The organism is Pedobacter xixiisoli, from assembly GCF_900215335.1.
Lineage (GTDB): Bacteria > Bacteroidota > Bacteroidia > Sphingobacteriales > Sphingobacteriaceae > Pedobacter > Pedobacter xixiisoli.
This window is the reverse complement of the sequence record NZ_OCMT01000003.1, coordinates 434,716-457,039: the sequence shown is the minus strand read 5'-3', so window position 1 is coordinate 457,039 and position 22,324 is coordinate 434,716. Positions and strand designations below refer to the sequence as shown.

General features: G+C 38.1%; 14 protein-coding genes, 1 tRNA gene and 1 pseudogene. 2 read left to right on the top strand and 14 right to left on the bottom strand.

Annotation, left to right across the window (positions count from 1 at the left end; all coding sequences use genetic code 11):
- Nucleotides 1-2 precede the first annotated feature (2 nt).
- The 9 genes and pseudogenes from CRO54_RS14090 to carA all read right to left on the bottom strand — a co-directional run bounded on the left by CRO54_RS14090 (nucleotide 3) and on the right by carA (nucleotide 9,319).
- Nucleotides 3-980, bottom strand: a complete 978-nt coding sequence (locus CRO54_RS14090; RefSeq protein ID WP_097132715.1) for a FecR family protein — start codon at nucleotides 978-980, stop codon at nucleotides 3-5.
- Between the two features lie 75 nt (nucleotides 981-1,055).
- Nucleotides 1,056-1,739 (bottom strand): RNA polymerase sigma-70 factor, encoded by a 684-nt coding sequence (locus tag CRO54_RS14085; protein ID WP_179747346.1) that lies wholly within the window; start codon nucleotides 1,737-1,739, stop codon nucleotides 1,056-1,058.
- Nucleotides 1,740-1,942: 203 nt separating this feature from the next.
- Nucleotides 1,943-3,223 (bottom strand): annotated as a pseudogene (locus tag CRO54_RS21730) (IS3 family transposase).
- Nucleotides 3,224-3,311: 88 nt separating this feature from the next.
- Nucleotides 3,312-4,565 (bottom strand): hypothetical protein, encoded by a 1,254-nt coding sequence (locus tag CRO54_RS14070; protein WP_138765834.1) that lies wholly within the window; start codon nucleotides 4,563-4,565, stop codon nucleotides 3,312-3,314.
- Between the two features lie 435 nt (nucleotides 4,566-5,000).
- Nucleotides 5,001-5,074, bottom strand: a tRNA-Pro gene (locus CRO54_RS14065).
- Between the two features lie 142 nt (nucleotides 5,075-5,216).
- Nucleotides 5,217-5,777 carry an NADPH-dependent FMN reductase gene (locus CRO54_RS14060; RefSeq protein WP_097132710.1) on the bottom strand — a complete coding sequence of 187 codons (561 nt, stop codon included), beginning with the start codon at nucleotides 5,775-5,777 and terminating at the stop codon, nucleotides 5,217-5,219.
- Between the two features lie 310 nt (nucleotides 5,778-6,087).
- A complete protein-coding gene (locus CRO54_RS14050; RefSeq protein WP_097132708.1) occupies nucleotides 6,088-7,179 on the bottom strand; it encodes an ABC transporter permease in 1,092 nt (363 codons plus the stop codon).
- Nucleotides 7,180-7,221: 42 nt separating this feature from the next.
- Nucleotides 7,222-7,986, bottom strand: a complete 765-nt coding sequence (locus tag CRO54_RS14045; protein WP_097132707.1) for an ABC transporter ATP-binding protein — start codon at nucleotides 7,984-7,986, stop codon at nucleotides 7,222-7,224.
- Nucleotides 7,987-8,206: 220 nt separating this feature from the next.
- Nucleotides 8,207-9,319: a glutamine-hydrolyzing carbamoyl-phosphate synthase small subunit gene (carA, locus tag CRO54_RS14040; RefSeq protein ID WP_097132706.1), complete on the bottom strand. Its 1,113-nt coding sequence runs from the start codon at nucleotides 9,317-9,319 to the stop codon at nucleotides 8,207-8,209.
- Between the two features lie 283 nt (nucleotides 9,320-9,602).
- Here carA and panB point away from each other — a divergent pair, with 283 nt between their 5' ends.
- Both panB and CRO54_RS14030 read left to right on the top strand, forming a co-directional pair.
- Nucleotides 9,603-10,418, top strand: a complete 816-nt coding sequence (gene panB / locus CRO54_RS14035) for a 3-methyl-2-oxobutanoate hydroxymethyltransferase (RefSeq protein ID WP_097132705.1) — start codon at nucleotides 9,603-9,605, stop codon at nucleotides 10,416-10,418.
- Between the two features lie 341 nt (nucleotides 10,419-10,759).
- Nucleotides 10,760-11,446, top strand: a complete 687-nt coding sequence (locus CRO54_RS14030; protein WP_097132704.1) for an RluA family pseudouridine synthase — start codon at nucleotides 10,760-10,762, stop codon at nucleotides 11,444-11,446.
- Between the two features lie 320 nt (nucleotides 11,447-11,766).
- On the opposite strand, the gene CRO54_RS14025 is transcribed toward CRO54_RS14030, so the two are convergent.
- From CRO54_RS14025 to CRO54_RS14005, 5 genes are all read right to left on the bottom strand, one after another.
- Entirely contained in the window at nucleotides 11,767-13,188 is a 1,422-nt protein-coding gene (locus CRO54_RS14025) for a glycoside hydrolase family 30 protein (RefSeq protein ID WP_097132703.1), read from the bottom strand.
- A 12-nt stretch (nucleotides 13,189-13,200) separates the two neighbouring features.
- Complete coding sequence (locus CRO54_RS14020) at nucleotides 13,201-15,516, bottom strand: glycoside hydrolase family 3 N-terminal domain-containing protein (protein ID WP_097132702.1); 2,316 nt, start codon at nucleotides 15,514-15,516, stop codon at nucleotides 13,201-13,203.
- Between the two features lie 262 nt (nucleotides 15,517-15,778).
- The gene (locus CRO54_RS14015) at nucleotides 15,779-17,182 is read right to left on the bottom strand and encodes a RagB/SusD family nutrient uptake outer membrane protein (protein WP_097132701.1); all 1,404 of its coding nucleotides are present in this window, start codon (nucleotides 17,180-17,182) and stop codon (nucleotides 15,779-15,781) included.
- 11 nt (nucleotides 17,183-17,193) lie between these two features.
- Nucleotides 17,194-20,097, bottom strand: coding sequence for a SusC/RagA family TonB-linked outer membrane protein (locus CRO54_RS14010; protein ID WP_097132700.1), 2,904 nt, complete (start codon nucleotides 20,095-20,097; stop codon nucleotides 17,194-17,196).
- Nucleotides 20,098-20,375: 278 nt separating this feature from the next.
- Nucleotides 20,376-22,277 carry a 7TM diverse intracellular signaling domain-containing protein gene (locus CRO54_RS14005; protein ID WP_097132699.1) on the bottom strand — a complete coding sequence of 634 codons (1,902 nt, stop codon included), beginning with the start codon at nucleotides 22,275-22,277 and terminating at the stop codon, nucleotides 20,376-20,378.
- Between the last annotated feature and the right edge of the window lie 47 nt (nucleotides 22,278-22,324).

The window sequence follows — 22,324 nt, the reverse complement described above, 5'->3', positions numbered from 1 at the left end:
CATTAATAAATTACTATTTGACGCCCCTTTATCTTAAAGGAGAATCCTCCTACTTTAGACATAATCCCAAGAATTTCTGGAAGAGGCTCATTTTGAACAAAATCCCCTGTGAATTTCTTACTCATAATATCTTTATTCATTACTGATATATCTACATCAAACAGTCGCTCAAGACGAGAAGCTATCTGTTCAAATTTTTCGTTTCTAAAAATAATTTTCGAATCTCTCCAAGCATATTCCTTTTCTAAAGTTTCATTCATCACACGAAATTTGCCTGTTTCCGCCCTGTAAGCAATTACATCATCGGGCTTCATCATCACCGACTTACCATTAACGGAAAGCAATTCTACAGAACCTTTAAACAAGGCTACCCGAGTCTCTTCTTTGGGATAACAAGATAGGTTAAAAGACGTACCATGTACCTTTACATCTAGAGCAGATGTTTCGACAATAAAAGGCTTCTCATTATCATGGGCTACATCAAAAAAAGCTTCCCCCTCTAATTTAATCCTCCTATCTTTTTTACCGAAATTTCGATTAACAATAAGCTTTGTTGCCGAGTTAAGCCATACCTCTGTACCGTCAGGTAAAATAGTTTTTGATTTTGAGCCTTTATCGACAGCGAAAACGGTTTCAACAACCGTATTGCTTTTAAGTTCAGACACATAAAGACCAATAAAAAATGCGAGCAAAAGCGCAGCGGCAACAGAGATATGAGGAAGTATACGTTTATACAAAGGCACAGATTTTACTTCCTTCTTATCCAAGAACTCTTTGTATGCTGCTTCTATTTCATGATCACTCAACTGCTGACCAAATTCCATCATCTCAAAAAAAGCAACAGCTTCCTCATAAAAAACTTTGTGTTCAACCGATTGCATAGACCATGCCGCCAATTGATCAGCATCATCTTTAGTTATATTTCCAGTGAGAGCATCATAAATTAGCTCCAACCAATATTCTTTTGATCTATCTTCCATTTAAGTTTTGTCGTCCCTTTGGGAGGTGCTGACAATTAAAAGACAATTCAAAAAGAACTTAGGGTAAACTTAATGTTATTTTTTTTTGAAAAAATAATCTTGAAGGTCTTCTCGCAGCCTAAAAAGCGCTTGTTTGATATGATATTTGACTACATCTACTGAAATAGCTAATCTATCTGCTATTTCGTGATACTTTAAATCAGCGTATCGACTTAACAAGAATATCTCACGGGTTTGTTGAGGCATCTTATCAATACTACGTAAAATTTTAGTGTCTAATTCTTTGGCGAGTAAATAATCCATCGGGGTAGATTCTTTATCATAAGACATTTCTTCATTTTGAAAAGAATTGTCTTCAGGAAGTTCAGCATGGATATAGCCCCGCCTTTTTTCTGCCATTAAACTATTGAAACAACGGTTTCGTACGGCTGTTAATAGATAACTTCTCAGATTTTGAATCTGCACTTCTGAACGATTTTTCCAAATCGAAAAAATCACATCATTAACTACGGAGCGAGCAGTATAGGAGTTCCCTGTAACTTTATACGCATATAAGCAAAGTGCACTATAATGTTGGTCATATAAAACTTTATACGCATCATTATCGCCAGCTTTAAGACCAAGAATAATATCTCTATTTTCCATTATGAAAGAAAGAATCCTTTTTTTAAATAATGAGATTTCATAGTCACTGAAGACAATTGTATTTTTTTGTTTGGTTAGAAGGGCGTGAAGCAAAACTAATCTTTTTTGTAACAAATAAAAACCTGTTTGATGAATTCCTTTTTAAAGATTGATTTCCACTTTCAATAACTTTATGAAAATTAAGTGTTTATTTGTGTATCCTGGAAAATAGCAACCTCCGTTCGTACTAGAAATTATGCAAAGCTCACGGTGTCTAGTCCTTGGAAAAGTCGACTATTTGTTTTACTAAATTATAAAATTAAAAGAACCATTAAAATCTATTTTGATGGTTCTTTTTTCGTCCACCTTTTCACAAATATTTTGGGCTTTGAGTGCGCTTGCCTTGGCGTTAACATATTTATCGAGGAATGTAATCTCATCTGGTTGTATAATTCGATCGCCTGATGCACTTGTTCATATAATTGATCTTTCCCCTGAAAGACTCCGTCCAATCCAAATTCGTCCTTTAAAATTCCATTGACCCTTTCTGCGACTGCATTTTCATATGGATCACCATTTTCAGTCATACTGATTTTGATGTGGTTTTTCGATAAAAGCCTGATATAATCGTAGCTGCAATATTGTACCCCCCTGTCGGAATGTTGGATGAGCTTATGTTTATACTCCCTCTTGCCTATGGCCATCTCCAACGCCTTTTTCGTAGATGCAGACTTCATATCTCCACAGACTTCATAGCCCATTATTAACTTAGAGCCTGAGTCGGTAACCAGATGCAGATATTCATTTCCCCCAACTGTTTGTAGATAGGTTATATCTGAAACCCATAGCTGCTCAGGCCTGGTAAGTTCCAGCCCCTTTGTTAGGTTGGGGTATTTCCTCATCCAACGCTTCGAATCGGTTGTTCTGGTATACTTGCTTTTACGTTGGACCAGCAGATGCTGTGATCTTAATATCCCAAAAAGTTTGTCGCGTCCAACCGTAATGTTCTTGTGGGACATGCTTTCCCTTAGCATCACATGCAGCTTACGGACTCAGGTCCGCGGTAGCTTATGCCGGATGTTCAAGACCATCTCTCTGATCTCCTGCTCAGCAACCGTCTTTCTTGAGCTATTGCATCTTGCCTTATATAAAAAGCCTCGTGTAACCAAACAGCTTGCACAACTTACTAATAGTGTTCTTAGTGGACAGAAGTGCTATTTCTTGAACTGCTTGGAGCCAGACTTTTTTAGGATCTCGATGTTCAGTTCCCGCTCGGCGATCTCAACAAATTTCTTGTACATCGAAAGCTGATGTTCTGCTTCCCTCAACCGCTTCTCCAATGCCTTGTTCTCTTCCTTTAGCTCGGACTCGAGCTCCTTGAGTCGCTGTTGATCTTGGTCTTTCATAGGCCTGCCAATGCTTTTATATATTGGATAGGCTAATTTACTATATTTCCGCAACCAATTCTGGATGCACTGGTTCCCGCGGATATCGTATTTACGTTGTAGCTGGTCTTTATTCAAATGACCGCTCTCGTATTCCTCTACCACTAACCGCTTGAAACTCTCACTGTAACTCCGGCGTGAACATTGAAGTTTGTTTAAATTATTATTGACCATATTGTTAAGATTTGGTCAACCTTTTGTAAGACTGCACAAAAATGCAAAAAGCCCTCTAGATAAAATCTAAAGGGCTTTTTTTTATATCCTAATCAATCTTTAGATTAACGACGTTACTATAAGTTATAGTTCCATTAAGGTCCACTTGGGCCAGCCGTATATAAATATTTCTATGGGATTTAGGTTTATTATCGAAGAATCCATCTTCATCAGCATTTTCTTTTGCACATGAGGAAACAAACCAACTAGCAAATAATAGTAATGCCATTATACGATAACGTTTTTTTGTTAGTGGCAACAAAAGCAAGCCCAGTAGTCCAAAGCCCGCTAAGCTCATTGTTTCGATTGAGGCTTCCAACTCGTAGCTAGCGCCGCTCGTTGCATTAGGCACTGCATTTTTAGTCGCAATATCTTTCCATGTATTTCCATCTGTTGAGCTCTGCACTATGAAATGACTGTTACTGATTTCAGATTGCGTTTTCCACGTTGCCTTAAGTATACCATTTTTAAGTGTAGCAGAAAAATCGGTTAAGGTTACGGGCAACGCATCAAAAAAATGGTTGGTAGGCACCGTTGCGTTTGCGCTGCCATTGCCAAAATCATATCTTGTCCAATTGCTTCTATTAAGAACTGCAACTCTTATCTGTGCCAAGCTGCCATAAGGCTTGCCAGCTCCATTGAAAGATCCTGATTCGGTTGATGCTGAAGCTGTAGTCCCTATCCAGAAGGCACTTTGTCCACCGACTAACCCAGGTGGGATATCTGAATTGACTGTACTTAGCATCGGATTACTTCCAGTAGTTAGGTTGTCCCAACCCGCATCGTTGGTTACCGATGTATAATTCCAATGTAGTCCTGCAATTAGCACTGCACCTGGGCCATTTGGTTGCCCATTACTACTATGATAAGCGAAAAGCTGATCGCCACTATTGCCGAGCGACAGACGAGATACTTCTTGCTGCACCGTTCCAACACTCGCACCAGCTACAAGTGCATCATAAAAAGCAGGTGTCAAAATTAGCAGCACCTCATCTTTCGGATTAATTTTAGTAGTAACAGTAAATTTTACCGAACCTTCAGTATTGGCATTAGCTGGGAACCAGGTCCCTGCCTTATAGCCTCTATCAGTAAAATAGATGACTGTATTTGCGGGAATTTCTCTCATCGCTATAAATGAAACTCTGTCAAATCGAGGGCCAGTGGCGGCGATTCCTGGCTGAGAATCTAGACCTGTAAAAAGGATGTCTCCAGCTACAAGCTGAGCATTTGTTTTTTGTATGCCGAGCGAAGCTACAAGACATAATAAGGCCGCCAAGGACCGTGAAAGGCTAATTTTAAGCATGTGAATTGTTTATTTAGATTTACTCAACAAACTTAAGCTTAAAATTGTTTTTTAATATAAAAACATCTGATTAAAATGAAAAATTTCAAACTCGTCAATCATAAAACATATTTTACATAACCCAGTTATAAAAAAATATCTTCATTATCGACAAATCGAGCAAAAATAAATAAAAACATTCCATATTTGTTTAAATCAAATAAAGTCAACCACTTCAAATGCTATTTACAACTTAAGAAAGCATTTGAAGTTATTTTTCAACCAATTTAAGACATCGACGATAGAAACTAGTAAACAGAATTGCACCTCAGGCCAAAGACAATGTTAATAAGAATAGGCGTAAAGCAAGAGATAAACGCCAGGTCTATAACGACAAAAAACTCATGGATAAATGCAAAAAGCCCTCTAGATAAAATCTAAAGGGCTTTTTGTTAGTCGGGATGGCAGGATTCGAACCTACGACCTCCACATCCCAAATGTGGCGCGATACCGGGCTACGCTACATCCCGAACTTTGGTATCTTCTTTTCTCTCAGTTAGAGAATCCGAGGACTTCCTAACGAGGTTGCAAAGATAAACATTTTTACTTCTGATACAAATGGATTTTAAAAAAATATTAATTTTATTTTGATGTATTTTTAAACTATAAACTTTATAAGGCTGTAGCCTGCTTAGCTTTAATCCAGAATAACAGCTCGTTAACAAAAACTCCAGCTTTTTTATCGGTAGCTTCTTGGTCTGCAGGAATACCATCTTGGTTAAAAGTTTTTTCAACTGTAGGCACTGGAAACATTGCAGGAACGGTTAATGCACCTATTTTCCATAGACTGAACTGCAATGATGTAATTACTTGAGAACCGCCAAAAGCACCTGCTGAAACCGTGGCAATGGCAATTGGCTTACGCTTCCATTCGGAATAAAGTAAATCTATCACATTTTTTAAACTCGCTGGATAGCCGCCATTATATTCTGGAGTAACGATAATTACGCCATCTACCTCGGTAATGGTTTTAGCCAATTGTAACATTTCTTCCGTTGGGTTTTCGATTAAGCGTAAACGTTCTTCGAAAATTGGAAAGTTATATGCATCTAAATCGATGATTTCTGTTTCTGCTAATTGCTTTTCCGCTAAATACCTTTGAAAATATAAAGCTACGCTGTGGCTTTTGCGTCCTTTTCTAACACTGGCGGATATGATGGCTATTTTCGGCATGATTGATTAGTTGTTGGTACATCTAAGTTAACGAATAACTATAGTTGTTGTTTGATTGTATCTGTCTTTTCCACAAACATCGCAGATTCATCCACAGCTTTGTGATGGCAAAACTTGAGTTGTTTGAGAGGAAAAGTTGTTCGATAGCCCCGATTGCAGTGAAATACTTTTTGGCGCACAAAAGAAAAGACTTCGTAAGTTTTAAAAACTTACGAAGTCTGAAGAAGGCCAGTGCCGTTCACAAAAAGATTGTAACGAAAAGCGGGACTTTCGGAACAAAAGAAACACAGTAATTGCGCTTCTAATTATTTTATTCCCATTTAAAAGTTTTTACGGCAACGGCATAGATGCCAATACCCCAAACGACCATAATTAAAATCTGCTGTTTTACATCCCAAAGGTTTGCGCCTTCGAAAGCTACTTTACGCATGGCATCGTTTAGGTAAGTTAAAGGCAAGGCTCTACTGATAGGCTGCAACCAAGTTGGAAATGCGTTGATAGAAAAGAAAGTTCCCGATAACAAAAACTGAGGTAGGGTAATGATATTTGAGATTGGCGGAATGGTGCTTTCGCTTTTTGCCAAGCCCGAAACGACGAAACCAAAACCCATGAAAACGATGATACCAATAGTAGCCAGCACAATCATATTAAATACGGTGACGAAACCGTTGATCAGCGTAAAATTAAAAGCAAAGTGACCGATAATAATGATAAACAGCGCACCTAATAGCGCAAAACCGATACGGGCAATAGCTTCGCCCAACACGATGCTCGAACGCCTAACTGGCGTAGCGAAAAAGCGCTTAATCACCAAGTTTTGTCTAAGGGCGAAGAAGATAAATGCGGTACCAAAAACACCTGTACTTAACAAAGAGAAACCCAACTGTCCTGGCAAGATAAAATCGATGGTTCTATGTAGTCTACCCGTAATGGTGGTTGCTCTAATCTCTGTTACGGTAGGTTTTTGATTTACCGTATTCAGTTGATGTGCGAGGTCGTTCAATACTGATTTCAGTACATTTCCATTGGTTAAAGAGGCTGAAGTATATTTCACATTGGTAAAATACGCTGGCAAACCATCCGGATTTTTCTCTATGTTAATCACCGCATCGTAAGCTCCTTTTTCTAGGTTCTTTTCGATATTTTGTTGCGTATCGTTTTTGGTTAAGCGAATTACACCAGTTTTTTCCAAAGCTGTAATTACCGGATTTTGCAAATCTGAACCTGGTGCAAGAGCTACATCGAGCTTCATACCGCCGCCGCCAATAAAGCCGAAAACAACAATGAATATCAGCGGGAATGCTAAGGTGAAAATTACCGCAGATGGACTTCGGGTAATTGACCGAAAACTTGCTTTTGCTAAAGCTAGCGTAGCTTTTGTATGATTGTAAGGTTGCGACATATAAGTGCTTTTGACTTTTAACTTTCTACTTTTAACTTAATTTTACTCTCTCCACTCCTTGCCGGTAAGATTGATAAACACGTCTTCCAAGTTGGCGGCTTTTACTTCTTTTTTGCGTTCGAAGCCACTTGCAATTAAGTTATCTATCAATTGGTCTGGCGTATCTAAGGCAATGATTTTTCCTGCTTCCACGAAGGCTACTCTATCACACAATTGCTCGGCTTCGTCCATGTAGTGCGTAGTAATCACTACCGTAGTACCGTTGTTTCTTATTTCACTAATCAAATCCCAAAGATTTCTACGTGCTTGTGGGTCTAAACCTGTGGTAGGCTCATCTAAGAAGACTATTTTTGGTGAGTTAATTAAGGTGGTTGCGATGGAGAAACGTTGCTTTTGTCCGCCAGAAAGTTCTTTGTACTTGGCTTTAGCTTTGTCTTGCAAGTTTACTTTTGCCAGCATTTCCATCGGAGTTACACTTACGCCATAAAGCCCAGCAAAAAGCTCCAAAAGCTCTACCAAATTCAAGTTTGGATAATAACCCGCAGCCTGTAATTGTACACCAATAAGTTGTTTAATGGCATTGGCATCGGTATCTACATTCAATCCATCTACTAAAACTTCGCCGCTAGTTTTACTGCGTAAAGTTTCTATAATCTCTAAGGTAGTTGTCTTTCCTGCGCCATTTGGACCAAGCAATCCAAATATTTCATTTTCGTAAACCTCGAACGAAAGCCCTTGAACAGCTTTGAACTCGCCATAGTGTTTTACTAAATTAGTTACGCTGATAATTGGTCGTTTGTTTGTCATTGGTATAAAAGTAAGAAGCCTATGTTAAATTGACTATGCTTTTTCGCTAATTGGAATAATTATGAGGATGAAATGATGAATGAACTGGTTAGTTGGTTGGTTGGTTAGTTTTTTGGAACTAGGATGCACAAATCTGCTTTAAATTAAAAAGGATGTTTGCACAAGCAAACATCCTTAAATATGGTTTGAGGAAGGAAAACTTATACCTTTTAGCCTTCTGTTACCAAGCCAATTCACCTTTGATCATGCTCACGAAATCATCGAAAAGATAACGTGAATCGTGTGGACCTGGAGAACTTTCTGGGTGATATTGCACCGAAAATGCTTTCTTGCCTTTTACACGGATACCTTCAATAGAATCATCGTTTAAGTTTACGTGTGTAATTTCTACTTTATCAGAAGCCTTTACTTCTTCTGGAATTACACCAAAACCGTGGTTTTGAGAAGTTACTTCGCAGTGGTTTTTGATGATATTTTTAACTGGGTGGTTTAATCCACGGTGACCGTTAAACATTTTCATGGTACCTATACCGTTAGCTTCTGCCAACAACTGGTGACCTAAACAAATACCGAATAATGGCTTATCAGCTGCTAAAACTGCCTTCACCGTTTCGATAGCGTAAGGCATTGCTGATGGATCGCCAGGACCGTTAGAGATGAAATAACCATTAGCTCCCCAAGCATTCATTTCCTCAAAAGTAGTTTTAGCAGGGAATACTTTGATGTAAAGCTCTCTATCGTCGAAGTTGCGAAGAATGTTCTTTTTGATACCTAAATCTAAAGCAGCAATTTTGATTGAAGCTTCCGGATTACCGTAATAGTAAGGCTCTTTGGTAGAAACTACCGAAGAAAGCTCTAAACCATCCATAGAAGGCACCTCTTCCAATTTCTTTCTCAACTGTTGCAAATCAGTAATTTCAGAAGAAATGATAGCATTCATCGCTCCTTTATTACGAATATGACGAACCAAAGCACGAGTATCAATATCACAGATACCTACGATGTTCTCATTTTGGAAGTTATCTTGGATAGACTCCGTAGCTTCTTTTCTAGAATAATTGATGTTGTAATTTTTGCAAACCAAACCAGCAATTTTAATTCCTTCAGATTCTATCTCATCGCGGTGCATGCCGTAATTACCAATATGTGCATTGGTAGTTACCATAATCTGTCCGAAATAAGAAGGATCCGTAAAAACCTCCTGATAGCCAGTCATACCTGTATTGAAACAGATTTCACCGGTGGTAGTTCCTATTTTCCCAGCAGCCTTGCCATAAAAAACGGTGCCATCGGCCAATAACAAAATCGCTGGTAACTTAGTGTAGTTAGTCATTTAAATTACAATAAAAATTGGGGATAAAAAATGATAAAAAGGAATGGGAGTTTTTAACGGATAAACCGTTTTTGTAGGATGATAAAACCGTATGATTGAACTCTCTCATTTCGGAGTACAAAGGTATACGTTTTCAACGATTTTTTTCAAGATTTTTTAAAAAAAATATCGGGTTGTTAGTTGTTTGGTTTTTTGGTTGGTTGGCCTTAACTCCTTAATCCTTGTTCCTTGTTCTTTATTCCAAATAATAAAAGTTAATTTTGTACACACCAAAACAAAAAGCATGTCGGTAAACAAAGAAATTAAGCGTATCACTACGCATACTTTGCAAGAAATGAAGCAGCGCAATGAAAAAATTGCCATGCTTACCGCTTACGATTATTCAATGGCTACCATCTTAGATGATGCCGGCCTAGATGTACTTCTAGTGGGAGATTCGGCCTCTAACGTAATGGCCGGTCACGAAACTACGCTACCTATTACTTTAGACCAAATGATTTATCACGCCCAGTCTGTGGTACGTGGTGCAAATAGAGCTTTTGTAGTAGTAGATTTACCTTTCGGTTCTTATCAGGGCAATTCTAAGGAAGCCTTAAATTCTGCCATCCGTATCATGAAAGAAAGCGGCGCACACGGTGTAAAGCTAGAAGGTGGCGTAGAGATTGTAGAATCTGTCCAACGTATCATCACCGCAGGTATTCCTGTAATGGGACACTTAGGATTAACTCCACAATCTATCTATAAATTTGGCACCTATACTGTTAGAGCAAAAGATGATGAAGAGGCAAACAAGTTAAAAACAGATATTCTTGCCTTACAAGATGCAGGTTGTTTCGCAGTAGTATTAGAAAAAATACCTGCTAAACTAGCCAAAGAAGTAACTGAGAGCTTACATATTCCAACAATTGGTATTGGTGCTGGTCCGCATTGCGACGGACAGGTATTAGTGGTAAATGATATGATTGGATTAACCAAAGGCTTCAAACCTCGTTTCCTACGCCAATATTTAGATTTGTACGAAGGCATTAAAGGTGCGGCACAATCTTATATTGCCGATGTAAAAGCGAACGATTTCCCGAACGAAAAAGAACAATATTAGATTGGAGAAAGGATAAAAGAGCAAGGAATAAGGATAAAGTAGCAAAGAGGTTTTTTGAAAAGCAATTTCAGTACTTCTCGGTTAAATCAGTCCCGCTTTACACTTTTATCTTTTTGCTACCACTTCTGTCATCCTGAGCCTGTCGAAGGATTTTTATAGCAAAAACGCTTCGATTACTTTTCCCGACTATTCGGGGAAACTCAGCATATACGAAACGATAGGCAGCGACAACAAAAAGGACAATGTTCCAATCGGGTTTAGCTAACAAATAACACTGCAAGATACTTAAACCGAGCGAAACCCCGATTAACCATTTATCAATTTAAACAGTTAACCAAAACATGGCCATTACCGAAGCAGACGTACTTTACGAAGATAATCATCTCATTGCCATCAACAAAAGAGCTGGCGATGTAGTACAAGTAGATGAAACTGGAGACAAGCCATTAGATGACATGGTTAGAGAGTTTTTAGCAGCTAAGTACAACAAACCTGGCACAGCTTTTCTTGGCGTTGCCCATCGTTTGGATAGGCCAGTTAGTGGTTTAATCCTGTTCGCTAAAACCAGCAAGGCTTTAGACAGGATGAACGCCATCTTTAAAAACCGCGAAATCAAAAAAACATACTTTGCGGTAGTACGAAAAAAACCGGCAAAACCGCAAGGAAAGCTCATCAATTGGCTAATTAAAGATCCTAAGAAAAATGTTGTAAAGGCTTATGACTACGAAGCAAAAGGCAGTCAATATTGCGAGCTAGATTATCAGCTGCTCACAGAATTAGATGGTTATTACTTGCTACGAGTAAATCCATTAACTGGCCGATCTCATCAAATCAGGGTACAACTTTCTACCATGGGTTGTCCAATAGTCGGCGACAATAAATATGGTTATCCTCGTGGTAGCAAAAAAGGTAGCATTTGTTTACATGCTCGCCAATTAGAGTTTGTACACCCTGTAAAGAAAGAACCAATTAAAATTTTCGCCAAGCTTCCAAAGGATGGCTTTTGGGAGAAGTTTGAGAAGTTTTAGAACATAACTGTCTTGTTGAATAGCTTATAATATATCTAATCAGACCCTGAAATAAATCGAGGGTGACGCTATATTTACGCTCCGTCATGCTGAATTTATTTCAGCATCTGCCACGCAGGTCTCTATTTTAACTAACCGCATTACGAATCCCGTCTACGCGGAAATGACGAGAAGGCGAAGTAAGGTTGTCAGAATTAACTGCCCGCTTTAAGATTGCTTCGTGCCTCGCAATAACGTGATGCTTAGCAAAGCGCTAAAAAAAAGAAAACCCCGCTTTCGCGGGGTTAACCAAATAAATCAAATATTAGGATGAAAATCTTTTACCAAACAAATGTGCCTGCCGCACCTGCTGGCAATGTTGGTGTAACCAATTTCCCTTGGTAACTGATATTAAAAGTTTGGTCGCTATTACTGGTGTTCATCACAATCAAAGCTTTTTTACCATCGGGAGTTTTAAAAGCAACGTTGCTTAGGGTATTATCCGCAGAAGAATTAATTCTTACCGAACCTGGTCTCACAAACTTTGAAGCATGAGCTATTACATAGTAAGCTACGTTCCTAGTTACTGCTGGAGCGATGGTTAAGGCACCTAAGCAATTGGTGCAGCCACCATCTGGCGTGTGTGGATCGTAGTTTGCGTCTGCTGCTAAATTCCACTCTAGCACATTTCTGCTCCAGTTTCTGGTTGCTCCAACAATTAAGGTGCTCACATGCCATTTCAAATCTTCCGCGAAATTACCTGGACCACCAACCCATTGTTCTGTGAAGTAAATGTGTTTATCTGGGTAAGCATCATGAACTTGGCTAAGCGCATCAATCTTTCCTCCATATAAGTGAAAAGCAGAGCCATCAACATATTTGCTGGCTTCGGCATCTGCTAAAATACTCATCGGATAATCTGGACGATCTGCATTATGATCGTAAAGAATAATCTTTGTTTTTAAACCTGCTTTCTGAAAAGTTGGACCTAAAGCCGTTTTAATGAAATTAGCCTGTTCGTTAGCGAGCATCAGCAAACTTGGCGTATTGCCTGGATGCAGAGGCTCGTTCTGAATGGTGATTGCATCAATAGTGATACCTTGCGCTTTCATGGCAGCAATATACTTCACAAAATAGTTAGCATAGGCTTGATAAAACTCTGGCAACAAACTTCCACCTTTAAAAGCTTTGTTTGTCTTCATCCAAGTTGGAGGAGTCCATGGGGAACCTAAAATTTTAATGCTAGGGTTAATCGCCAAAATCCTTTTTAAAACGGGCACTAAATCTGTCATTTCCTCTGCGATAGAGAAACGTTCCATTTTTACATCGGTTTCACCAGCAGGCAAATCATTGTAGGTAAAAACCTTCGCACTTAAATCAGATGCGCCAATACTTACTCTCAAATAACTTACACCAATGGCATTTCCTTCGGTCGAAAAAAGCTCTTTCAATAACGCATCTTTTTCTTGCTCTGGCAACTTATTAATTAACGTAGCACTACCACCAGTTAAAGTATAGCCAAACCCATCAATACTTTGATAGGTTTGGTTTTCATCTACGGTAATCGTTTTATGTGTATTTGCAGCGGTACCGAAATTTAAAGCTACTTCTTGTTTTTTCAGCAATACAGATTGGTCGCCTTTGGTAAGCCAAAAAGCAACATCGCTACCTGTCTGATTGTTATTGATAGTTTGCCCTTTCTTGCTAGCGCAAGAAGCCATTACTATAGAAAACGCTACGCAACTCGCTATAAATTTCTTCATCAAATCTTAATTTTAAGGTGTATAATTGAAGTTTGCTTTCTTGTTACCCAACTGAATGGTAAACTCACCTTCGCCAGTTGTGGTTACCAACTCAGCATTTACATAAGCAATATCTTCTGGTTTAATTTTGAAGGTAACAGTCTTTGTTTCGCCTGCTTTTAAATCGATTTTATCAAAGCCTCTTAAACGTTTCACATCAGGGCTGATATCGTGTGCAACTAAATCAGAAATATAAAGCAATACACTTTCTTTTCCAGCTACTTTACCGGTGTTGCTCACATTCACGCTGATTTCTAAAGTCTCGCCTTTTTTCAAAGTATTGCTACTTAATTTGATATCGCTATAAGAAAAAGTGGTATAGCTTAAACCGTGACCAAAAACATATTGAGGGTTGTAATCTGCATCGTAGTTGTAAACTCCTTCTGTAGTTTCTCTAGACTCTGATGGTTTGTGGTAGTAAGTGAACAAAGCATTAGGGAATTGAGGATATGTATAAGGTAATTTCCCAGATGGATTAACATCACCATACAATACATCTGCAATGGCATCGCCACCAAAATTGCCTGGCAAATAACTTTGCAAAATCGCACTCATGTTTTTCTCGAACTTGCTGATTACTCTTGGTCTACCTTCATTTAAAACCAACACAATAGTTTTACCAGTAGCAGCTAATTTCTTAGCCAATTCAGTTTGTAAATCAGAAATGTATAAATCGCTTAAGTTACCTGGAGTTTCGGTGTATGTATTTTCACCTAAACAAAGTACAACCACATCTGCATTTTTAGCTGCTGCGATAGTCTCATCCATTTTGTCAGCAAAATCCTCGAAATACTTGCCGTCCATTTTATAGCTCACGCCTGGCAAATAAGTAACATTAACTGCACCTACTTTATTCTGTATTGCTTTAACGATGGTGTTATATTTCGTAGCAAATTCTTCTACTTTTTCACCTTGCCAAGAGTAAGTCCAAGCGCCATTTAAAGTTCTCATTGAATTAGCATTAGGACCTGTAACTAAAACTTTAGCAGTTTTACTCAAAGGCAATGTATTGTTGTTATTTTTCAATAAAGTCATTGATTCTGCCGCCGCATCATAAGCTACTTTTTCAAATTCTTTACTTCCAAATTTTGGATAATCTTTGATGTTAGTAGTTGGTTTTTCAAACAAGTTCAATTCGTATTTTACTCTCAAGATGTTTCTAACCGCATCGTCAATACGAGATTGTTTTACTTTACCTTCTTTAACTAAAGCCACTAAATCATCACAGAAAGGCTCGTAGTTATAAGCAATCATCGACATGTCGATACCTGCATTGATCGCCATCATTACCGCTTCTTTATTGTCTTTAGCTACGCGATCACGTTTGTGAAGATTTTCGATATCTCCCCAATCGGTTACTACCAAACCTTTAAAGCCTAACTCTTCTCTTAGCAGTTTGGTTAATATTTTGTAGTTCGCATGTACTGGCACACCGTTAATCAAACCTGAGTTGATCATGATGGTTTTTGCACCAGCGTCTACAGCTGCTTTAAATGCAGGTAAGTGATATTCTCTCAAAGCTTGATCGGAGATGATTGCTGGAGTTCTATCCTTACCAGAAACTGGCACTTGGTAACCTAAAAAGTGTTTGATAGAAGAAGCTACTTTGAAAGGGTTGGAAACATCGTTGTTATCGCCTTCTAAACCTTTGATCATTTCTTTACCCAACTGCGCAACCAAGAAAGGGTCTTCTCCAAAACTCTCCCACTGACGAGGGAACCTAGGATCAGCACCTAAATCTAAGATTGGTGAGAAGTTCCAAGGAATGGCACTTGCACGAGTTTCGTAAGCGGTAACACTAGCTCCCTCTTTTACTAAAGCTCTGTTAAAAGTAGCCGCCTGACCAATTTGCTGTGGGAACATGGTAGCTCCGGCTGTATAAGTAGCACCATGAACCTCATCTACGCCGTAAATTACTGGAATCTTGTTTTTTCCTTTTTTAACGGCTACATTTTGAATTTCGTTGATGATGTTATACCAAACTTGTGGCGTTCTAGCTCTATTATTAGAGGTATTTAATACCGAACCAACATGATACTGCAATAAAGCTTTTTCGGTTTCTTTCTTATCTAAAGAGAAAGGTTCATCGCTGGTGTAACGATCTTTACCTTTACCAATCACGTCTAAAGTGATTTGAGCCATTTGGCCTACTTTCTCTTCAATCGTCATTTTTGATAACAGCGCATCAACTTTTTTGTCGATAGCTTCTTTGCTCATTTTCTGTTGTGCAAAAACGGAAGTACCGGCTAAACTAAGAACAAGCGCTAAACTAAAATTTTTAATGTTCATATGTGTGTTATTTTAGGTGATTTGATGCCCTAAAAATAGGAAGCTAATCCCCTTTAATGAAAGTATTATAAGTGTTCAATCGAATCAAAATTTGGAGTTGTTGAAAGTCTGACACGCTTAAATCCTCAAGAAAAACCACCTTAGTTAACTTAAAAAGCAGCTTTTAAATCATCCTGTGCTTTGAAACGATACGCTTAAAAAACATGATGATGTAGTAGTATTGTAGTATGCAAACCTAAGCCTGCATACTACAATGATATAGTTACAGATTCGGATTACGATCGCGTTCTGCTTGTGGTATTGGGAATAACAACTTCGCAGTTGAAATATTGTACAGCGTTGCACCGTTGTTGTCTTTTTGTGCATTCATTACTGCAACAGCACGGTTGGTACGCAACAGATCAAACCAACGGTGACCTTCGAAAGCAAGCTCTAACCTACGCTCTTTTTCAATTGCCAAACGCATTGCAGCTTGGGTGTTTGCAGGAGTTCCGCCTAAATTTACACGCCCACGAATTTCATCTACCAAGGTTTTAGCTGATGACCAACCTGTAGCTGTCAATTCATTTAACGCTTCTGCTTTTAACAATTTAATATCCGCTAAACGAAGAATGTAAGAATTAGCCAAATCATCGTTACGGTATTTATTAATGAACGGATAGTTTGCTTTAGTCCAATAAATATCAGACCAGCCATCACTAGATACATTTCTGAAGCTAATGCTCGATGCTTTACGAATTACATCACCTTCTGCATCAAACAAAGCTACCAAGTCATTAGTTGGTGTACAGAAACGCTTCCAACCTGTACCTACAATTACGCCGGTCATCCAGTTACCACGACCTTTGGGCCCACCCCATCCGTCGTACTGCATTTCCCAAATTGATTCGGAATTATTCTTGTGCGCACCATCAAATAAATGATCGAAATTTCCAACTGGAGCATAGCCACCAGCAATTACCGCATCTGCGTATTGATTTACTTTTGTCCAATCTGGAGTTGGTTTAGAAGCATGAACTTTCGCCAACAAAGCATTTACTACACCTTTGGTAATGATACCTTTATTAGTCGCTGTGGTACGTACCGCAGGCAAAGCTTCTTCCAAATCTTTGATAATTTGAGCATACACCTGATCTACAGTAGAACGAGGTTGTTGCATTTCCTGCAAGTTTGTTGGTGTTTTTAAAATCAATGGCACACTACCCCACAAACGTACTAGATGGAAGTAGAAATAGGCTCTCATGGTTTTTGCTTCTCCCAACATCTGTGTTTTTCTATCATTGGTTAAAGCTGCATCTTGAATGTTAGGAATATTCTCCAACACCTCATTTGCATCTTTGATGTTAGAATATAAACCTCCCCAATCACGCCCAATATTGCCGTTTGTAGCATTCACATCAAATACATCAATTTGAATATTAGCAGGGTTATCACCACCAGCATATGCATTATCGGAAGTTACATCGCCATTAACCATGTAATCCCAAATATGATAATCATTGTACATTCCACCATAAACGCCTGCCATTAATCGCTCAGCACCATCTGCGGTAGTGATTTCAGTTACCTGATTAAATGGTTGTTTATCTAGGAAATCTTTTTTACAGCTCTGTAAGCTAAATGTCGCCGCTACAATTGCTACTAAAGTATATTTATTTAGTTTCATCTCTTTAATTCTTAAAATCCAACATTAACACCGAACAATAAACTTCTTGATTGTGGATAAGTACCATAATCAACTCCCATAGAAGGGCCATTTGCTCCGTTCACATTAACTTCAGGGTCTAAACCAGAATATTTTGTAAAGGTTAACAAGTTGTAGCCACTAGCAAATAAAGTTAGTTTGCTCATTTTCAACTTTTGCAAAGCCGCTGAAGCAAAGCTGTAAGATATTGTTGCTGTCTTTAAGCGTAAGTAAGAAGCATTTTCAACAAAACGACTAGAAGTTAAAGAATTGTCTGTACCCGCTCTAGAAGCCTTCGGAATATCAGTGATCTGACCAGGAGTTGTCCACCTATCTAATACCGCTGCCGATTGATTTTTAGAATCGAACATACCCTCTAAATCAATTCTGGTAGCATTAAACAATTGACTGCCTTGAACACCTTGAAAAAATAAGTTCAAGTTCCAGTTGCCATAAGTTAAGCTGTTAGTTACGCCATAGATAAACTTAGGTTGAGCTGAACCGATAAACGTTCTATCTTCTGCATCTCTAACGCCATTATTATTTAAGTCGGCATATTGCGCTGCTCCAGTAGCTGGATCAACACCTGTAAACACATAGCCATAAAAACTACCTAAAGGCTTACCTGCAACTACACGTACCGCTGCATCACGTTCGTAAATACCAGCAAAGTCTAAAGATTTAGTATCATTGCCTAAACTGGTTACTTTATTTCTGTTAATTGACAAGTTCAAATCTGTAGTCCACTTGAACTTTTCGCGATCTACGTTTTTAGTAGACAACACAAATTCCAAACCTTTATTTTCCATAGAACCAACGTTATAGGCTTGAGCGCCGAAGCCAGCCGAAGGTGGCAATTGTACGGCAACTAATAAATCATTAGTTTTCTTCAAATAAGCATCAGCAGTAAATGTTAATCTGTTGTTAAACATGGTCAAATCTAACCCTATATTGGTCTGCGTAGTTTCTTCCCATTTTAAACCGCTGTTTGCCGGACTTTGAAGATTATACTCCCCTTGTCCATTGATACCATATAATTTCAGGTACGAATACTCTCCAATTCCTTCATCATTACCTACTTTACCCCAGCTACCACGAAGTTTCAAATCGTCAATGGTTTTGCTATCCTTCATAAAATTCTCACCCGAAATTCTCCAACCCGCAGAGAAAGATGGGAAGTAACCAAATTTGTTTTCAGTTGGGAATCTCGATGAACCATCAGCTCTAAAGTTAGAACTGAATAGATATTTGTTATCGTAAGCATAAGTTAAACGAGCTAAGTAAGATCGCTTACTCCATTGAGTTCTTTGTGGTACAGTTAGCAGTACAGAAGGTGCAATAGGATTACCCGATGTATCGAAAAAGCGGTTGCTCTCATTAGGATTGTATTTCCAATCTGATGCTTGGATAGTGTAACCAGCTGTAGCAGTGAAAGCATTCTTACCTGCGTTTTTGGTATAGTTTAAAATATTTTCGTTCAACCAAACGTTATCGTCAGTTATATTTTTACGTAGAACACCACGTTCTTGACGACCATAGGTAGTTAAAAAATTATCTGTGTAATAACGGTAATTGTTCTTATTTACATTAGTACTGATTGTTGATTTAAAGAATAAATCTTTGGTGAAGTTAACCTGTGCACCAAAAGCTCCAATAAACCTAAAGTTTCTTGTTTTGTTATCAGAACCAAAAGCCAATGCTAATGGATTATCCCATCCACCTGCATTTGGAATAGTAGTGTATTGTCCGTTAGGTTCAAAAATACCGATAGTTGAAGGCGTAGTTAAAGCACCTAAAATTACACCACCACGAGAAACACTGCTGTTATCGCCTACATCAATAGACTTGCTTGACGTTAAAATGGCATTACCTGTAAGTTTTAACCATGGAGTAAGGTTTTGTGAACCATTGAAATTAGCAGTATAACGATCTAATCTCGCAGGAGCCACCACCCCTTTGTCTTGTTGGTAACCGGTAGAAAAGTAATATTGTCCACCTTTAACACCACCAGATAAAGAAACTTGATATTGATTTTGAGATCCTGTACCGAAGGTTTCCTTTTGCCAGTCAGTGTTACTATTACCACCAAACGTAGTGTAACCCATTTCTGTCATCAAAGCAATATATTGATCTCTGTTTAGCACATCTTGCGACTGCCAGAAATTAGAGAAACCTGTAAATGCGTTAAAACCTACTTGAAGTTTATTAGCAGAACCCTTTTTAGTAGTAATTAAAACTACACCATTTGCACCACTAGAACCATAAATCGCAGCTGCTGACGCATCTTTCAAAATAGTCATTGACTCGATGTCGTTTGCATTTACGAAACTTGCGTCGCGAGAGGTAACTCCATCAATTACGTACAACGGACTGTTAGATACAGAAACTGAAGTATTACCACGAATACTAATAGAGATACCGGCTCCAGGCTTACCAGATTGTGAAGTAACCTGCACCCCTGCTGCCCTACCTTGGATAGCTTGCAAAGGATTGGTGATCGGTTGGTTCTCTAAATCTTTTGATGATACAGAAACTACTGCTGTGGTTAAATCCTTTTTAGTAGTTGTACCATAACCCACAACCACAACTTCGTTCAGTTTGTTGTCATCTTCTGCAAGTGTGATGTTAAGTGTTGTTCTATTGTTAATAGGTTCTTCTATTGTTTTAAAACCTATAAATGAAAAAGTAAGAATGGCGTCCGCTTTGGCTTTCAACTTATAAGCTCCATTAGCTTCTGTTGATGCACCTAAGTTGGTACCTTTAACTCTTACTGAAACCCCAGGTAGAGGCAGACCTTGTTGATCTTTTACTTGACCAGTTATCGTAATTTCTTGTCCCATGGCATAACTCATGAAACTAAAAAGTAACGCTGCAAGTAGTGTGATTTTTTTGTTCATCATCTTTTTACAGTTAATATTTAGCGAGGGTAAAGTTAAGGTCATTTATATGTTAAACGCAAGGGTTTTATGAAAATTAAAACACACAACTACCTGATAAACAATAATTTGTAAATTATTTGATACGCTATAACCCCTTAAACATAAATAAGATTTAGTGTTGATTTACAGCTTGTAAACTACATTTAGCATAGTCGTTACCTTATCAGGTTGATACGCTTAAGCACCTTACATTTTTTTTTGAAAAAAAATACGTTTTAGGGCAATAAATGTAGTTTTTAATCTAAGACAAGCAGACTCCAGCCATTTTTATTGGCTTTCTTGAGGATGTTTTTCCTTTCTTCCATCACTGTTTTGATACGAGTTCCGTAAGTCCAGCAAGTGCTCTGTCTGATATTTAAAATCTCAGAAAGCTTATGAGACGAGATTTTCCCCTTGGTAGAATAGATAAGGAATATCATATAGAACACTTTATTGATTGGAATACGGGTATTGTGAAGAATCGTATAACTTGTTACAGACTCTTCGTAATCACACTTACTGCATCTTCTGCTAAAAGGCGCATGTCCGGCATAAAAATGGTCATTCTTACACTTCTTACATGTGTAGCCATTTTTCCATTTCAATTCTGCTAAAAAGCGATCACAACTTTCCTTGTCAGGATAGATTTTACTAAATTCTTCAAAGTCAACATCAGCAGACATCACCCTATCTCTACTAATTTTTTCAACATTAGTTTGCAGCTCCTGATTATCTTGTTCCAAAAGCACATTCATCCTCGAGATTTCTTCTGCTTGCTTTTTCAGTTGCTCATTTGCTTTTATTAGCTCTTCATTTTGCGTCTCAATAATCATCGATTTATTGAAAACCTCTTTGGTACGAGCGTCTACTTGTTCTTCTAGCTCTTGATTTAGCTTATCCTTAAGTTTAGCATTAACACTCATTTGCTGAATCATTTGTCGTTGCGCTTTGTCTTTTTTCTTTTTAAGGATGCGCACCTTATCGCCTATGGCAAAAGACAAAAAGATCATTTCTAACACAAAGCAGAAACTTAAGCTGTAGTAAGTTATTACACCAAAATTTAACCACGATATGCCCAACATAATTAAAAACTTCAGCGTAAAGCCAAAAAACAAAAAGCTATAGCCTAACACGAAGAAACGAGCAGGCTGATATCCTCTTTTGAAAATATAAATACCTGTAAAAAAAGCAACCGTTAGCGGTACAAACTCTAAGAACTTATAACTGAACAACTCCTGGTCAAAGAGTAGGCAGTAAAGAAAAAAGATGGAACGAACTGTAATAACCCCAATAATGAGCCGGTTTAGTATCGGTGCTTTGGCTTTAACAAAAAGTAACTCCCTAGTAAACAACAAAGCAAAAACACTGGTTGCATATAGAAAAAAGGCATAGGCAATCTGATTCCAATCAGGAGCGTTTGGCCAAAGATATTGATAGGCGATACCATCAGAACTCATCTCGAACAAACCCACGCTTAAATTATACAGTACGTAAAACAAATATTGCTTTTGCCTTATGGCGACATACATGATCAGGTTGTAAAAACTGAAAACGAGAATCATACCATAGAAAATGCCAAAATAGAAATACTCATCTAAGGCATAGGATATAAACCAATTTACCGATCGCAATACAATAATTACATCTGCTATTTGTGAAGACTGTATTTTGAAGTAGTAAGTTTGAACCTCGTTACCATCATTATCTATATAAATTTCGAAGTTCTTATGAGATAAGTCCCGCTCTTTAAAACGGAGGCGGTCTCCGAGTTCTTTTACCTCGTAAGTTCCATTACTTTTGGGAATATAAACAGTAAGATGGTCTATAGTTTGATCAAAAAGCTCTAGCAAAAAACGATTTCCGGCTTCACTATTATGCTTAATTTTAATTCTAAACCAATAAGTGGTATTGAAATTTGTAGTTTGAGGAGTACTTTTTAAGCTAGCCTTAAACTGGGGCGAAAAAGCAGCACTGCTAATTTCATCGAAGCTAAACTGATTTTTTTGGTCTTCCAGCACTTCAATCTCCGAAAAGTTGAAAATATGTTGTTCGACCTTATCTTGTATCGCTACTACTTTTTGAGCATGGACAGCTAAGCTTAAAAAACCAAAGCCTAAAAATATAAGAAAAGTGTAGCAATAGGATATAATTTTAGCCATACGTTTTTGAGGAGAGCCCACAAAAATACGCAAAGTATTAGTGCGAA

Excerpts from the sequence above, each read along its gene's own strand:
- CRO54_RS14090 (WP_097132715.1), bottom strand. The coding sequence starts at position 980 with ATGGAAGATAGATCAAAAGAATATTGGTTGGAGCTAATTTATGATGCT.
- CRO54_RS14070 (WP_138765834.1), bottom strand. The coding sequence starts at position 4,565 with ATGCTTAAAATTAGCCTTTCACGGTCCTTGGCGGCCTTATTATGTCTT.
- CRO54_RS14060 (WP_097132710.1), bottom strand. The coding sequence starts at position 5,777 with ATGCCGAAAATAGCCATCATATCCGCCAGTGTTAGAAAAGGACGCAAA.
- CRO54_RS14050 (WP_097132708.1), bottom strand. The coding sequence starts at position 7,179 with ATGTCGCAACCTTACAATCATACAAAAGCTACGCTAGCTTTAGCAAAA.
- CRO54_RS14045 (WP_097132707.1), bottom strand. The coding sequence starts at position 7,986 with ATGACAAACAAACGACCAATTATCAGCGTAACTAATTTAGTAAAACAC.
- carA (WP_097132706.1), bottom strand. The coding sequence starts at position 9,319 with ATGACTAACTACACTAAGTTACCAGCGATTTTGTTATTGGCCGATGGC.
- panB (WP_097132705.1), top strand. The coding sequence starts at position 9,603 with ATGTCGGTAAACAAAGAAATTAAGCGTATCACTACGCATACTTTGCAA.
- CRO54_RS14030 (WP_097132704.1), top strand. The coding sequence starts at position 10,760 with ATGGCCATTACCGAAGCAGACGTACTTTACGAAGATAATCATCTCATT.
- CRO54_RS14025 (WP_097132703.1), bottom strand. The coding sequence starts at position 13,188 with ATGAAGAAATTTATAGCGAGTTGCGTAGCGTTTTCTATAGTAATGGCT.
- CRO54_RS14020 (WP_097132702.1), bottom strand. The coding sequence starts at position 15,516 with ATGAACATTAAAAATTTTAGTTTAGCGCTTGTTCTTAGTTTAGCCGGT.
- CRO54_RS14015 (WP_097132701.1), bottom strand. The coding sequence starts at position 17,182 with ATGAAACTAAATAAATATACTTTAGTAGCAATTGTAGCGGCGACATTT.
- CRO54_RS14010 (WP_097132700.1), bottom strand. The coding sequence starts at position 20,097 with ATGAACAAAAAAATCACACTACTTGCAGCGTTACTTTTTAGTTTCATG.
- CRO54_RS14005 (WP_097132699.1), bottom strand. The coding sequence starts at position 22,277 with ATGGCTAAAATTATATCCTATTGCTACACTTTTCTTATATTTTTAGGC.